At 50.5% G+C, this 14,473-nt stretch carries 9 protein-coding genes; 5 read left to right on the top strand and 4 right to left on the bottom strand.

The genetic code is table 11. The features are described 5' to 3' along the window. Positions 1-67 precede the first annotated feature (67 nt). The gene (locus ACLB09_RS23320) at positions 68-2,299 is read right to left on the bottom strand and encodes an MMPL family transporter (RefSeq protein ID WP_410772227.1); all 2,232 of its coding nucleotides are present in this window, start codon (positions 2,297-2,299) and stop codon (positions 68-70) included. Positions 2,300-2,473: 174 nt separating this feature from the next. Between ACLB09_RS23320 and ACLB09_RS23315 the strand changes: the two genes are divergently transcribed. Together ACLB09_RS23315 and ACLB09_RS23310 are read left to right on the top strand one after the other, a co-directional pair. After that, on the top strand, positions 2,474-3,091 hold the full coding sequence (locus ACLB09_RS23315; RefSeq protein WP_410772226.1) for a TetR/AcrR family transcriptional regulator: 618 nt from the start codon (positions 2,474-2,476) through the stop codon (positions 3,089-3,091). A gap of 32 nt (positions 3,092-3,123) precedes the next feature. Next, the gene (locus tag ACLB09_RS23310; RefSeq protein ID WP_410772225.1) at positions 3,124-3,426 is read left to right on the top strand and encodes a hypothetical protein; all 303 of its coding nucleotides are present in this window, start codon (positions 3,124-3,126) and stop codon (positions 3,424-3,426) included. 861 nt (positions 3,427-4,287) lie between these two features. On the opposite strand, the gene ACLB09_RS23305 is transcribed toward ACLB09_RS23310, so the two are convergent. Together ACLB09_RS23305 and ACLB09_RS23300 are read right to left on the bottom strand one after the other, a co-directional pair. Next, the gene (locus ACLB09_RS23305) at positions 4,288-5,724 is read right to left on the bottom strand and encodes a SulP family inorganic anion transporter (RefSeq protein WP_410772224.1); all 1,437 of its coding nucleotides are present in this window, start codon (positions 5,722-5,724) and stop codon (positions 4,288-4,290) included. 177 nt (positions 5,725-5,901) lie between these two features. Beyond that, complete coding sequence (locus tag ACLB09_RS23300) at positions 5,902-8,205, bottom strand: PAS domain S-box protein (RefSeq protein WP_410772223.1); 2,304 nt, start codon at positions 8,203-8,205, stop codon at positions 5,902-5,904. Positions 8,206-8,464: 259 nt separating this feature from the next. Between ACLB09_RS23300 and ACLB09_RS23295 the strand changes: the two genes are divergently transcribed. Then, on the top strand, positions 8,465-9,730 hold the full coding sequence (locus ACLB09_RS23295) for an MFS transporter (protein WP_410772222.1): 1,266 nt from the start codon (positions 8,465-8,467) through the stop codon (positions 9,728-9,730). Between the two features lie 330 nt (positions 9,731-10,060). Here the strand turns inward: ACLB09_RS23295 and ACLB09_RS23290 are convergent, their stop codons facing one another. Further along, positions 10,061-10,993: a manganese-dependent inorganic pyrophosphatase gene (locus ACLB09_RS23290; protein WP_410772221.1), complete on the bottom strand. Its 933-nt coding sequence runs from the start codon at positions 10,991-10,993 to the stop codon at positions 10,061-10,063. A 202-nt stretch (positions 10,994-11,195) separates the two neighbouring features. Here ACLB09_RS23290 and ACLB09_RS23285 point away from each other — a divergent pair, with 202 nt between their 5' ends. Beyond that, complete coding sequence (locus ACLB09_RS23285; RefSeq protein WP_410772220.1) at positions 11,196-11,882, top strand: response regulator transcription factor; 687 nt, start codon at positions 11,196-11,198, stop codon at positions 11,880-11,882. Positions 11,883-11,902: 20 nt separating this feature from the next. Beyond that, complete coding sequence (locus tag ACLB09_RS23280; protein ID WP_410772219.1) at positions 11,903-13,441, top strand: sensor histidine kinase; 1,539 nt, start codon at positions 11,903-11,905, stop codon at positions 13,439-13,441. The last annotated feature ends 1,032 nt before the right edge of the window (positions 13,442-14,473 follow it).

Here is a 14,473-nt window from a genome sequence, read left to right as displayed (position 1 = left end):
AAAGAGAGGCATCTACCGATAATTGCAAGCGGTGACTGCCTCTCTTTTTTATATGAGTCAACTTTTTCTATACATTCGCATGTTCTTTCAAACGGTCTTCATCGTGCTCCTTCGCACCGCGCCCCGGCCAAAACGCCCATTTGCCGAGCAGCATCGTAATCGACGGCACCAGGAGCGGACGCACTACAAGCGTATCCAGTAGCACCCCGATGGCGGTAATGATGCCGAACTGCACCAGGACCTGGATCGGCAGCGTGGCCAATACGGCAAACGTTCCGGCGAGAATAAGCCCGGCCGAAGTGATGACGCCGCCGGTTTCGGTCACACCCTCGCGGATCGCGTCTTTAAGCGGCATCGTTTTCCGCTTTTTCCATATGCTCGAGATAAGGAATATGTTGTAGTCCTCCCCTAACGCAACCAGGAATACAAAGGCGTATAGCGGGATCAACCCTTGAATAGCCGCATTGCCCATCACATCATGGACGACGACCCAGCCCAGTCCAAGCGCGGAAAAATAGGACAATACCACGGTCAGGATCAAATAAATCGTTGCCACGACAGACCGCAGGTATACGAGCAGCAGGACAGCAATCAGCCCGATGACGATCGGAATGACCACCTTTTCGTCGCGCTGATTTGTCATTTCGGTATCATACTGGGTTGCGGGTTGTCCGCTGATCCAGACTTTTGCTTCCGGCTCAGCGATGCCGGCATCTCCTAGCGCCTTCTCTGCCACGCTACGCAGATCGGGTATATGATTGACCGCTTCCATCGAATAAGGGTTCATGTTGAATTCAACGTCCACGGCGGATATATTCGGGTCGCTCTTACCCGGCACCGGATCGGATACCTTGGCTAGATAGGAAAGATTCGCGAAGGTTTCCTTCAGCGGGACTTCCTGTCCCTGGGTATCCACCATGATCTTTACCGGGGCCAGTTCACCCGGCGTAAACTTTTCGCCGATTACGGTAAAACCTTCGCGCGACGGAGAATCCTCAGGGAAAGAGGAAAGCAGGTCCACGGTATATTGAATTCTGAAGGTGTTCGCGGCTGCGCCCAGCAGAAAGACTAGAGTCACAATAACGACAAGCCAAGGGCGCTTCGTAACGATAACCCCGATCCGGCCACCGACCTTGTTGCGGGCTTTCGGTTTGGCAGCCGCTTTTCTTCCCTTGTTCCGGATACGTTGTTCTTCCATTTCCGGTGTCCGGGGAACGAATGGAAAGAACGAGGTCCGGCCCAAAATCGCAAGTAGCGCCGGCACCAGCGTCAGGCTGGCGATCGCCATGATCAGGATCGACAAGCTGAACGGAACCGCAAAACGGTGAACGGCTCCATATTTGGCCAGCAGCAGCACGAGCAGCGCGATAACTACGGTAAATCCGCTCATGGCGATGGCGCCGGAGGAATCTTTAAACGCTCCAAGCAGCGCTTTGGTTTTATCCTTTTCCAGCGTAAGCAATTGCCGGAACCGTGAAATCAGGAACAGGCAGTAGTCCGTCCCCGCCCCAAACAATAGTACAGTCATAATCGAAATCGCCTGCGAATCGACCGTGATCCAGCCCTGCTCCGCCAGTTTACCCAGAATCGGGCTGGCTGCCCCATATGCGAATCCTACGGCGATCAAGGGGATAATCGCCAAAATCGGCGAACGGTAGATCAAAAGCAAGAGGATCAGTACAAGCAATACAGTTGCAATCATCAAAGAGACATCGGCGTCGGAGAACAGGCCGACCGCGTCGACCGATATTCCTGCCGGCCCGGACACCCGGGCGGACAGTTCCCCGCCTTTCTGATCCGCCGCGAAAGGATCGGCCCCAAACAACGCCTCCGCCTGCTTGCGGATGGCTTCGGTCCCCTCCTTCAGCGTATCGGACTCCGACGTTTTCTCGAACAAAAACGGAAGCACAAACGCTGAACCGTCTTCGGAAGCCTGCTGCTGCAGCACCGGCAGCGGAAGTTTATCGAACGGCGGGAGCGCAGCCTGGCCCTGCACCGGATGCTCCGTAAAATAAGCGGTCAGCTTCTGAATGCCGCTATAATCTTCTTCGGTAAGTCCGCCTTCCCGATTCCATACGATTAGCGCGGGAAGCCCGCTCTCACCGGGAAACTGTGTCCCGGCAATCTCGCCAGCGACTACCGAAGGTTTGCTGGCATCCAGATTGGCGGCATTATTTTTCTCCATTTGATTGACGCCGGGCCAGATCGCACTCAGCATCCCGACGACGATGGCCCACGCCGCAAGCGTAATCCATTTACTCCGTTTCCCCGCCACCATGCGGCCTATTTGATTCAGCATCCCTTATTCTCCTCCATCCTCATTCTCTAAAATTATTATATGATAGTGATATTCATCATAATGATAATTATATATACCGGACGGTTAATTATCAATCAGGGAGTTCGCAACTTTGTTGCCTTGAATTACCTTATGGTATAATAATTCGTCAGAACAAGGTTTTGAGGTGATAAAATGAGCCCCCCTTACAAGCGGCCCTTAGGACGGCCCGTTCAACAACAGGACGGCCTGCCTACATCGCGGCAAATATTGCTGGCCGCCTCCCGCCTGTTCATGGAGAAAGGCTTCGATTCCGTATCTATGAATCAGGTTGCCGAACGCTGCGGCATTACAAAGGCATCGATCTACTATTATTTTCCCACCAAAACGGAGCTGTTCGTGGCGTCGATCGTGGAAACGTTAACCCAGGTCAATGAACGGATCCGAGAGATTATTGAGCAGCCGGGATCGTTTCAAAGCCGGTTAATCCGCATTACGGAAAACTACCTGAAAGTTCCGCAGGTCCACATGAACGGCATGTTCGAGCAAGTGAAACGCCATTTGACCGATGAACAGCAGCAGACGCTGATCCAATATGAGAACAGACTGTACGAAACGCTAAAAGAAGGTTTCGAAGCTGCGGTAAAGAACCGGGAAATCGCCTGCGAGGATCCCATGCTGACCGCACATATTTACGTTTCGATGCTGCGGGTCGGTGAACGGCAATATGACCATACTCAAGTACTGTTCCCATCCGAACGGGAAGCCGCCGAGGCTATCGTCGCTTTTTTATGGAGAGGCATCCACATCTAAATTGCTGTCTGGACAGAAAGGTAGGAGACGCCATGGCTTTCGGAATCAAACGAGATGAACTGAACGCATGGAAAGAAGCGGTGTCCCGGGGCGAAATCGCCTTTTTGACCCATTACTGGCTGGACCCGAGATTTCCGGGGACGAAGACCGTAACCAAGGTCGGCTGTAGCGATCTGGACCGGTTAAACGCCTGGTGCAAAAAACACGGGTTGAATCCCAAATATATTCATCACCGTCCCCCGTTCCCCCATTTTGATCTCCTTGGCCCCAAACAACGGGAAGTTTTAAAGCAGGAGAAGCTCTGGGACCAGTTGGAACGGTTTCATATGTTGTAGGATCTATTTGTCTTGCCGGCACTGGCGACATACTTATTGTTTAGTATCGGGATGGCCTGTAGTCAAATGGAGTTTTTCTATAAGTTATAGTGTATTGCTGAGTTTGTAGCTTTGGCGGGATCTAGGTACTCTTGCCGAGACTTGGATATGAGAGTTGGATACGAGAGTTGGATACGAGAGTTGACTTGGATATAGGACTTCGACTTGGGACTTCTGCCTGAAACAACTATCGCATATTGCTTTCACGCGACTCGTTACTCCACACGGTTCCTATATTTCCACTACAATACCTTTACTTTCACTACAATACCTATACTTCCACTACAATACCTATTACGCAACATCTATTACACAACACCTGTATATAATTAACTGGATTTCCTCCAGCTAATTTTCCTGAGTAGCTCCATTTTGCTAAATTAGCTGGAAAAACTCCATCTAATTTGGGCTGAATCGTTACTTTGCAACGTTTGTCGGGAAAATAACTGTAGCTTTTACAGTTATTTTCGGCGATTACGGCAAAATCGCAAAATTAACTGTAGGTTTTACAGTTAATTTTTTTTGCACTACAGACAGGTATCAATTATCGCGGTCTGGAACCTGGATCCTCCAGTTAATTATTCCGCTCAGCTTCATTTTGCTAAATTAGCTGGAAAAACTCCATCTAATTTAGGCTGAATCGTTACTTTGCAGCGTTTGCCGGGAAATTAACTGTAGGTTTTACAGTTAATTTTGTCTTTTTGCCAGCGCTAGATGCGGTAAAAAAACCCTCCTTAATCAGTCTGACACCAGACTTTATAGTAAGGAGGGTTTTAATTTACTTTTTAATTTACTTTTTAATTTACCTTCTGTTTCTCCGACTCAGGACAATCCGAGGCGCTCTACGAGGCGCGTGCTTTCTTCGTTCAGGCCGACGATGGACACTTCTTTGTCCAGTTGCCGGTATTTGAATAGGACTTTCGAGATCGCGTTTGCCGCGGAATGATCCCATATATGGGACTTGGAAAAATCGATCACGATTATCTCCGGATCTTGCTCCGGATCAAATTCGTTCAGGAAGTGGGTCACTGTCCCGAAGAACATTTGTCCGGTAACGCCATACGTTCTCACTCCATCGACTTCTGTCCGGGAAATACGGATTCTGGACATTTTCCAGGCAAACACCAACGCGCTCAAAAGAACGCCGATCCCTACTCCGATAGACAAGTTATCCGTAGCAACGACGGTTACTACCGTTACGATCATGACCAAAGCATCGGACTTCGGAATTTTGTGGAGACTCCGGAGCGAATCCCATTCAAAAGTTCCGATGCAGACCATAAACATGACTCCGACCAGCGCAGCCATCGGAATTTGCTTGACGACCCCGCCCAGTACAATGATCAAAAAGAGCAATCCGACACCCGACACTAACGTCGACAGCCGCGTCCGTCCTCCGGATTTGATATTGACCATCGATTGGCCGATCATCGCGCAGCCTGCCATGCCGCCGAAAAATCCGGTGACGATATTGGCCAAGCCCTGTCCTTTCATTTCCCGGTTTTTATCGCTGGACGTATTGGTAATATCATCGATGAGCGTCGCCGTCATCAAGGATTCCAACAGACCTACAACCGCAAGCGACAAAGAGATCGGGAAAATCGTTTTCAGCATGTCCCAGGACAGCGCCACGTCAGGCAAGTGAAACACCGGTAAGGCGCTCGAAATATCGCCCATATCCCCAACGGTCTTTACATCCAGGTTCAGTGTGATGCTCAGGATCGAGACGATAATGATCGCCACTAGTGCGGAAGGAACCGCTTTGGTAAAACGCGGAACAATATAAATAATGGCAAGCGTAAGGGCCACGAGCCCATACATCAACCAGCCCTGGCCAGAAAAATGCGTAAGCTGTGCCATGAATATCAGGATCGCCAAGGCATTTACGAAGCCGGTCATGACGGACTGCGGCAGGAAGCTGATCCATTTTCCGAGTCTGAGCCGCCCCATCACGATCTGCAAAATGCCGGCCAAAATCGTGGCCGCGAACAAATACTCAATGCCGTGATCGCGGACAAGCCCGCCCATTAGCAACGCCATAGCCCCCGTAGCCGCGGAGATCATCCCCGGCCGCCCTCCGGCAAACGAAATGACGACAGCGATGCAAAATGAAGCATAAAGTCCGACCATCGGACTTACGCCAGCCAGGATCGAGAAAGCGATCGCTTCCGGAATCAGGGCAACCGCAACCGTCAGGCCGGACAACACGTCGGTTCGCACATTAGAGAACCAGCCTGCGGAAATATTAGTTTTTAGCAAAGAAGAAATCCCCCTTATAATCGATAGATATCCAAAATTTCAGGTCCGGTGCAACGCTCACGATCTCGATTATATGAAAAAAGGCCGGATAACCTCAAAAAGGTCATCGGCCCATGAAAGCGTTTATATCAAGGGAATACTCAGGTTCTCTGCTATATCCTTCCCGATTCAATAAAATTAAAAATATTTTCTGATCACTTCAGCCACGACCGAGCTTTTGATCGGTTTGCTGATATAATCGTCCATCCCCGTCTTCAGACAGTTTTCCCGGTCTCCCTTCAGTGCGTTGGCCGTCACGGCGACGATGACCGGGCATTTTTCACGAGGTACGGTTCTCTTTATGATCTGCGTCGCCTCCAAACCGTTCATTTCGGGCATATGAACGTCCATAAAAATCATATCGAACGATTCATAAGCGATAGTCTGGATCACTTCTTGTCCATTGTTTACGATCGAAGTGTAATGGCCCAATCTTTCCAGCATTTTTTGGAGCACGATTTGGTTGATTTCGTTATCTTCGGCGATTAGAATGCGCAGTTTTTTACTCAACGGCTGTTCTTGGGCGTCAGACTTCACAACTCCGGCCTCGTCCCGCTTTTCCTTGAGGTAGATGTCAAACATGAACGTCGCCCCCGGTCCATCCCGCGACTCAACCCAAATCTCTCCGCCCATCAGGCCGACCAGCTTCTTGGTGATGGCAAGTCCCAGCCCGGTTCCCTCATAGCTACGGGTCATAAAATGATCGAGTTGAGAAAACGGTTCGAACAACAGCGGAATTTTCTCTTTGGGAATACCGATGCCGGTGTCCCTCACAGCGAAACGCAAACCTATATGATGATCTTTCCTGGACGTGCTGTTAACGGTGATATTTACTCCGCCTGTATAAGTAAATTTCACGGCGTTGCCAATCAGGTTGAGCAGCACCTGCTTCAAACGTTCCGGATCGCCGAGCAGCGTGTCCGGAATATCCGGACTTACGGAAAAGTCCAATGCCAGTCCTTTCTCTTTGGCCTTCACCATCACGATGTCCAGGGTTTCCGATATCACCTTCCGCAGATCAATCGATTCCTCATGCAGCTCCGCCTTACCGGATTCTATTTTGGCAAAATCAAGAATGTCGTTAATGATCGCAAGCAGCGTATCGCCGCTCTTACGGATGATCTCGAGATATTCTCTCTGAACATCCGTGACCTCCGTCGTTTCAAGCATCAGATCCGTCATGCCGATTACGCCGTTCATCGGAGTACGGATTTCATGACTCATCATGGCTAGAAATTCGCTTTTGGCTTTATTGGTACTCTCGGCGGTTTCTTTGGCAATAAGCAGCTTTTTCTGTTCGGAAATATCTTTTGCGATAATATAAAAGCCCACGTTCTTCTGGTTGATGATGATCGGGGCAATGGTCGTCAAAACCTCGACCTCTTGGCCGTCCTTCGTCTTGATCTTATCGATTCCTTTTTCAATCGTGGCATCGGCATCATTGATCGCTTCGGACAATATGCTTTGCAATTGCCATTCCTCTATGAACATGGAGAACCGTTTTCCGGTCATTTGCGGAATTTTGTAACCCGTTAATTTCTCCGCCATCACGTTGGTATTGATGATATGACCGTTCAAATCCAGCGAGAATACGGCGTCATGATTGTACTTTTTGAGGGAGTTGTATCTTTCCACCGTTTCCTGCAGTTTTCGCTCCACCAGCTTCCGGTCCGTCATATTTTGCACCGTACCGCTGATTTTGAGGGGTTGTCCGTCCTCGCTATAGGTTACGATCCCGCGAAGATGCAAATACTGGTACTCTCCCTCCTGCATCTCGTGCTGAAACTCGAAGTCGAAATGCCCCATATGCAGCGCATTGCCGACGGTTTCGATCAACCGTTCCCTTTCGGATGGAAGCACCATCGCCAAAATTTGAGCCGAGGACATCGGTTCATCGACCTTTTCGATTCCTAATATATGATAGAGCTGGTCGAACAAAGCGACCCGGTCTTCGGCGACATTCCATTCCCAGCTTCCGATCCGGGCAATTCGCATCGTTTCTTCCACTACCGTTTCTTCATATTTGCGCTGGCTAATCTCCCGGCCGACAGCCAAAATTCTAGGGCTTTGCTCTCCTTCATTCGCGAAATGAAGGGTAAATTCGAACCAAAGGTAATTTCCCTCACTTGTTCTGACTCTAAGCTCGGTAATACTCTTTTGATTGCGCAACAGCTCTTTACCACCGGTAAAATGGACATCCTCCGGATGACACCACTCCGTGTACTTGCTGCCGATGATCTCCTCCGGAGAATAACCCAGCCACTTTGTAACGGATGACGAACAATATAAACATGTTCCTTCTAAATCGCAGCAATAAATCAAATCATCCATATGATCCAGAATAAAAAAGTTCCAATCCTCCGACTGCCTGTCCGTCTGTGTTAAGAGTGCATTGAAATCGCCTTCATCAAGAGACTGCTGCCTCCCGTGCCCGTTGCTCATACCAAGCCTCCGTCCCATGATAGTTAATTAAGTAAATTCGGAAGGAACCTGCAATCTGCCATAAAAATGTTTTTCCTTTTAAATATCAAACATTTATTTAAAAGTCAATTTAAATTGAAGGGTCGGTTTGGCCCTAAAACCTGAAAAAAGAAGAAACGATTATACTTAACATTTCCCTTTTTTGGCTAGCTCCTATCCTTTATTGTTAATATGGGAAATTCCCGTTTTTAGAGAGAAAACCATATTGAGGTGGTATTTTATGTCAATGCAAGCTCACTCTTCACCAGGTAAAGCCAGTCTGTTCAGCAACCGGTTTTACCAGACGATCCTGATCTCCAACATCTTCCTGCAAATTGGGATCTGGGTCCGCAACTTTGCGATTTTGATGTTCGTAACCGAAAAAACAAACAGCGATCCGCTGGCGATTTCGCTCATCTCCGTGGTCGAATTTGCACCGATCTTTGTCTTTTCCTTCATTGGCGGGGCCTTCGCCGACCGCTGGAAACCGAAACGAACGATGATCTGGTGCGATTTTCTGTCCGCCTTGTCCGTGTTTGCCGTTCTCATTACCTTGTTGTACGAATCATGGGAAGCCGTCTATTTCGCCACCTTTATCTCGGCGATCTTGTCGCAATTCTCGCAGCCTTCCGTCATGAAGCTGTTCAAACAGCATGTGCATCCGGAAAAGCTTCAACAGGGCATGGCTTTATTCCAATCCCTGGTAGCTATCTTTATGGTGCTCGGCCCTACGCTCGGCATCTTTTCCTATCACCAGTTCGGGATTAATATCTCCATCGGCGTGATGGGGGTAGCCTTCCTGCTCTCCGCGCTCGTTCTGTTCCGGCTCCCGGCCGATGAGGAACTAGAAACGAAGGCAGAGCGAACCAGCAAACTGCGTCAGGAACTGGCCGACGGATTCCGCTATGTCTGGCGCAGTCCGATTTTGCGAGTGCTTGGCGCAACCTTCGCCATTGCCGGATTCGCCGTCGGAACCATCCAGACGCTTGGTTTGTTCGTCGTTACCGAGCGCCTGGGACAGCCGAAGGAATTCCTCCAGTTTCTGCTTATGGTGAACGGCGTAGCTATGCTGATCGGCGGCGCCGTGATTATGACGCTATCCAAAAAGATTCCGCCACAGATCCTGCTGGCGTTCGGCATGGCCGTAAGCGCCGTGTGTATCGTCGGCATGGGCTTATCCACCAGCATACCATTAACCTTGGTATTGCAGTTCTTAAACGGCCTCACCTTCCCTTGCATTCAAATCGGGATCAACACCCTGATTTTGCAATCGACGGAACAGTCCTACGTGGGCCGGGTTAACGGCGTGTTAAGCCCGATGTTCATGGGCATGATGGTCATCATGATGTCCCTGTCGGGCGTGCTCAAGAAGCTATTTCCGCTGGTCGGAATATATGCTTTCTCCGGCATTGTGATGATGCTAGGCGCGGTCATTCTCATTCCGATCTTCAAGCATAAGCCTGCCCCCGCCCCGGATCCCGGGATGGGGGAACCCGAGGGTGCTTAGCTGGTTTCGATCATGAAAACTTCTAACGGACACAGAAGCCCTTATTTGTTCCAAAAGCGGCGTATCCCGCAAGCTAACGGCCACAGGAGACTCTATTCTCCGGAATTAGGACCAAACAGGGCATTTCAGACAAATTAACGGCTGGGGTGTCCGTTAGATTTTGATAGCGGTCATTTTCGCCCGAATAAGGTCTCTGGTGTCCGTTAGAGTTAGTCGAGTTTGAGCCTCACCAAGCACCGTCATACGAAGTAAAAACCAAAGAGTCCTGAAGCAGGCCGGTAACCGGCAGCTTCAGGACTCTTTTTGATCGATCAGGTTGTGGTTATGCTATTAACGCTTGTTAAAAATATCGGTGAGAACAGGGACGATTTGGGATTTGCGGGAAACTACGCCCTTCAATACCGCCTTGTTGTCCTCAAGCTTCACGTTATATGCGGCTTCCACAGCGTCCGCCGCTTTGCCCAGCGCCAAACCTACCGAGTCGTTGTTCAAAATATCGGTAACTACGAACAGGAACAAATCCAAGCCTTTGCTGTCCACAATACCGTTTAAAGCGGCTTCCAGCTCCGATTGGCGGGCCAGCACGTCATTAACGTCAACCGCATTCACTTGGGCGATTTCCACTTTGGCGCTGCCCATCGAGAATTCTTTGGCATCAAGCGAAATCAGTTGCTCAATACTTTTGTCGCTGAGATCGGCGCCCGCTTTAAGCATGTCCAGCCCGTATTCTTCCGGATTTACGCCGGCGATGTCCGCCAGTTCGCGGGCAGCGGCTACATCCTGCTCGGTGCAGGTTGGAGATTTAAACAAAAGGGAGTCCGATATGATTGCGGACAGCATTAACCCGGCCACATTCGCGGGAACGGAGATGCCGTTTTCCTTGTACATTTTGTTCAGGATTGTTGCCGTACATCCAACAGGCTCAGCACGGTAATAAAGCGGCCCGCTCGTTTCGAAATTGGCGATCCGGTGATGGTCGATAACTTCAGCCACCGTAACCTGCTCAATGTCGGAAACGCTTTGCTGACGCTCGTTATGGTCAACCAAAATAACGGACTTCACTTCTCCTGCGGCCGATTCAATGACGCGCGGTGCCTGAAAGCCGAACCGGTCGAGCGCAAACCGGGTTTCCCCGTTGACCTCGCCCAAAGCAACAGGTTCAACATCCCATCCCAGCTTCGATTTCAGGTCGGCATAAGCGATTGCGGAGCAAATCGTATCCGTGTCCGGATTTTTGTGTCCGAAAATCAATACTTTTTCCATTCGTTTACTCTCCTTTTCGTCATTTCGCTTAGAAAAGTATATCTCAGAACCAGATTCACAATCAAGGGTCTGACATGATAGGATCAAAGAAACGACGGGCCAAGCAACCAGATTTCAGTTCCTCCTCAGGGGACGTTCAGCTAGCGTTCAGTGAGATCGAAGATAATATTTACATAAGCGCAGTGTACTGGAGGCATGCTTCATGAAAAATCTGAAAGACGTAAAAATCATGCTTGTTGACGACGAGCCTCATATTATTCAATTTCTGGAACTCGGACTCATGAATGAAGGGTTTGAGATCCGATCCGCATCCGACGGCATGACCGCCGTGAACCTCGCTCTGGAATTTCAACCGCAGGTTGTCGTGCTGGATGTGATGATGCCAGGCATGGACGGTTGGGAAGTGTGCCGGCTTCTGAAAAAAAATCTCAATAATGTAGCGATCATTATGCTTACGGCCAAAGACGAGGTAGAAGACCGGGTTAAGGGGTTGACGACCGGGGCGGATGATTATGTGGTCAAGCCGTTCAGCTTCGAAGAACTGCTAGCCCGAATCGGCGCCCGCTTGCGCAACCAGTTCCCCGCCTTGTTCAGCGAGGTCTCTTTCGGACCGTTCCGGCTGGATGACCGCAGAAAAGAAATACAGTACCAGGACCGGGTGCTGGAACTGTCGCCTACCGAATATGAGTTGCTGAAATATCTGGTCATCAACCATGGGATTGTCCTCAGCAAAAGCACGATACTGGACCAGGTTTGGGGATACGATTTCGGCGGAGAGGAGAACATTGTCGAGGTTTACATCCGTTCCTTGCGCGAAAAGTTGAACGATAAGGATCACCGGCTCATTCGAACGCTGCGGGGCGCGGGGTACCGCGTTGACTTGCCATGAAAAGGCGGAATTTGACGGGAATGCTGCGCAGGCTAATATCCCCCCGCTCGCTTCGCTCCCAGTTGTTGTCCCGCTCCCTGTTCATTTTGGCGCTGCTATTGCTGTTAATCGGCACCGTACAATTTGTAGTGATGAAAAATTTTCTCTACAGTAATCAGGCCGAAACCCTGCTGTCCCAAATCCGCAGCCTGCCGAAAGAATTGCTGATGAACGACAATGCACTTCCCAGTCGCAGAGAACGGAATGAAAACATGGCGCCGGAGTTGCCGGGAACGCCGGAAAATCCAGTATCGCCGGGAACGCCGGATCTGACCGAAGCGCCGCCGGACACCGGAGAACGCGGGCCGTTCCTCTTCCTTCCCGATACTTCGCTCGCGCTGGTCCGTAAAGAGGAAGGATTTATAAGCAGATCTAACGAGTCCGGACTGCCGGCCCCCCGGTTAACCGACGAAGAATACGATGCCATCCGGGAGCAATGGGAGAATAAAAAGACGGGTGCGTACAAAATTGCCCATGACGAAAACGGGAACGAGCAGCTTCTTGTTTTTCGTCCCGCAGAAGGGCCCTGGGGCTGGGACAGCCTGATTCAAATGGGCATCGCCACAGCCCCGTTAAAAGCGATCGCTTTACGGCAACTGTCCATTTTCATCATTTTGTCCTTGCTTGCTTTGGGCGGCGGACTCATGCTTTATTTGCCGGCGCTGCGCAAAACGCTGAATCCGCTGAATCAGATGGTCAGCACGGTCAAGGAGCTGGACGCGGGCAAGTTGGACCAGCGCTTCCCGGCCGCGCTCGGACAAAGCGAGATCGACCGGTTAGCCGAGTCGTTCAACGGCATGCTGGAGCGCCTGCAAACTTCTTTTGAAACCGAACGGGAGGCCAAGGAGCAGATGCGCCGCTTCATCGCAGATGCCTCGCATGAACTTCGGACTCCGTTGACCTCGATACACGGTTTTCTGGAGGTGCTGCTCCGCGGCGCGGCGGATAAACCGGAGCAACTGGACGCCGCGCTGAACAGCATGCTTGGCGAGGCCAAGCGGATGAAGAAGCTGGTCGAGGACCTGCTCATCCTGGCCAAGCTGGACCGGACTCCGGTCGTCAGCCGTTCCGAAGCCCGCCTCGACACGCTGGTCGAGGAAATGGAGCCCCATCTGCGGATGTTGGCGGGTGACCGAACTCTCACGTTCAACCTGACCCCGGAAATCAAGGGTATGGTTGACTGCGATAAAATCAAGCAGGTCATTCTGAATTTGTTCCATAATGCCGTTCAGCATACGGATCCGGTCAAAGGGAAAATAACGGTATCGTTATCTTCCCTCCCGCAAAATCTGGCGCTGCTGAGCGTGCAGGACAACGGGCCGGGAATTCCGGCGGAACACCTGCCGCATGTGTTCGAGCGCTTCTACCGCAGCGACGCCTCCCGTACGCGCAAACAGGGCGGCGCAGGCCTCGGGCTAGCCATCTCCCAGTCGATCATCGAAGCCCATCGGGGCCGGATCGACGTGCTAAGCAACCCGGGAGAAGGAGCTACCTTCGAGGTCAGACTGCCGGCGCTGTGACATAGGTGCCTTTTGCTTATGTTGCTGTAGAAGGGGGTACAGGACACACGCATGCTCTTGTATAGCACAGATACTGTACGGCGACACGCATGCTCTTGTATGGCACAGACACTTGTACGGCGGCACGCAAATTCTGGCACGGTACACATTTTGTCACGGCACGCATGATCTGGTATGGTAAACACACTTTGTCTCGGCACGCATGCTCTGGAGCGGTACCACACTTTGTCTCGCAACACATGCTCTGGTATGGTTCACACACTTTGTCTCGGCACGCATGCTCTGGAACGGTACCACACTTTGTCACGCCACGCATGATCTGGTATGGTAAACACACTTTGTCTCGGCACGCATGCTCTAGAGCGGTACCACACTTTGTCTCGCCACACATGCTCTAACCTGCTGTCCGCGATCATGTCGCACACTCCTATCGAAATTCCTGCAATAGTGCAGGATTCAAAAGACCGAAGTGTGCCCAAAAAGCAAAATCCTGCAATTCTACAGTTTTTTCTGACCAAATGGAGCAATTAAGCCGCTTTATGGAGAAAATACTGCACTTTTGCAGGAATTTAGCCTCCGACATGTCAAATCAAAAAGAAAAGCTGCATTTTTGCAGCTTTTCTTCCTCTCTTCCTCATGCCTGGTACGAGCAATCCATTCGCTCCCACCATCTTTGTCGCCGCACGCATGTTTCGGTACGTTACACACACTTAACCACGGCACCCATGCTCTAACTACTGGTCCCACACTTTGTCCCGTAAGCTTGCTCTGGCACGATAAGTATACTTTCCCCCTCACACTTGCTCTGGCCTGCAGTCAGTCCGAGAACATTTTGCGTCTCCTTTCGAAATTCCTGCAATAGTGCAGGATTCTGGAGGCCGAAACGTGCCTAAAAAGCAAATTCCTGCAATTATGCAGTTTTTTCTGACCAAATGGAGCAAATAAGCCGCTTTATGGAGAAAATGATGCACTTTTGCAGGAATTAAGCCTCCGACGTGGCTAAACAAAAAGAAAAGCTGCACTTTTGCAGCT

Source organism: Fontibacillus forbon (assembly GCF_046559655.1).
Taxonomy (GTDB): domain Bacteria; phylum Bacillota; class Bacilli; order Paenibacillales; family Paenibacillaceae; genus Fontibacillus.
Note: the sequence above shows the minus strand (reverse complement) of the source record. Positions and strands in the feature narration are given on the sequence as shown.

Bases quoted from the DNA above. Each gene is read 5' to 3' on its own strand.
- ACLB09_RS23310 (WP_410772225.1), top strand. From the start codon at position 3,124: ATGGCTTTCGGAATCAAACGAGATGAACTGAACGCATGGAAAGAAGCG.
- ACLB09_RS23300 (WP_410772223.1), bottom strand. From the start codon at position 8,205: ATGAGCAACGGGCACGGGAGGCAGCAGTCTCTTGATGAAGGCGATTTC.
- ACLB09_RS23315 (WP_410772226.1), top strand. From the start codon at position 2,474: ATGAGCCCCCCTTACAAGCGGCCCTTAGGACGGCCCGTTCAACAACAG.
- ACLB09_RS23290 (WP_410772221.1), bottom strand. From the start codon at position 10,993: ATGGAAAAAGTATTGATTTTCGGACACAAAAATCCGGACACGGATACG.
- ACLB09_RS23320 (WP_410772227.1), bottom strand. From the start codon at position 2,299: ATGCTGAATCAAATAGGCCGCATGGTGGCGGGGAAACGGAGTAAATGG.
- ACLB09_RS23280 (WP_410772219.1), top strand. From the start codon at position 11,903: ATGCTGCGCAGGCTAATATCCCCCCGCTCGCTTCGCTCCCAGTTGTTG.
- ACLB09_RS23285 (WP_410772220.1), top strand. From the start codon at position 11,196: ATGAAAAATCTGAAAGACGTAAAAATCATGCTTGTTGACGACGAGCCT.
- ACLB09_RS23295 (WP_410772222.1), top strand. From the start codon at position 8,465: ATGTCAATGCAAGCTCACTCTTCACCAGGTAAAGCCAGTCTGTTCAGC.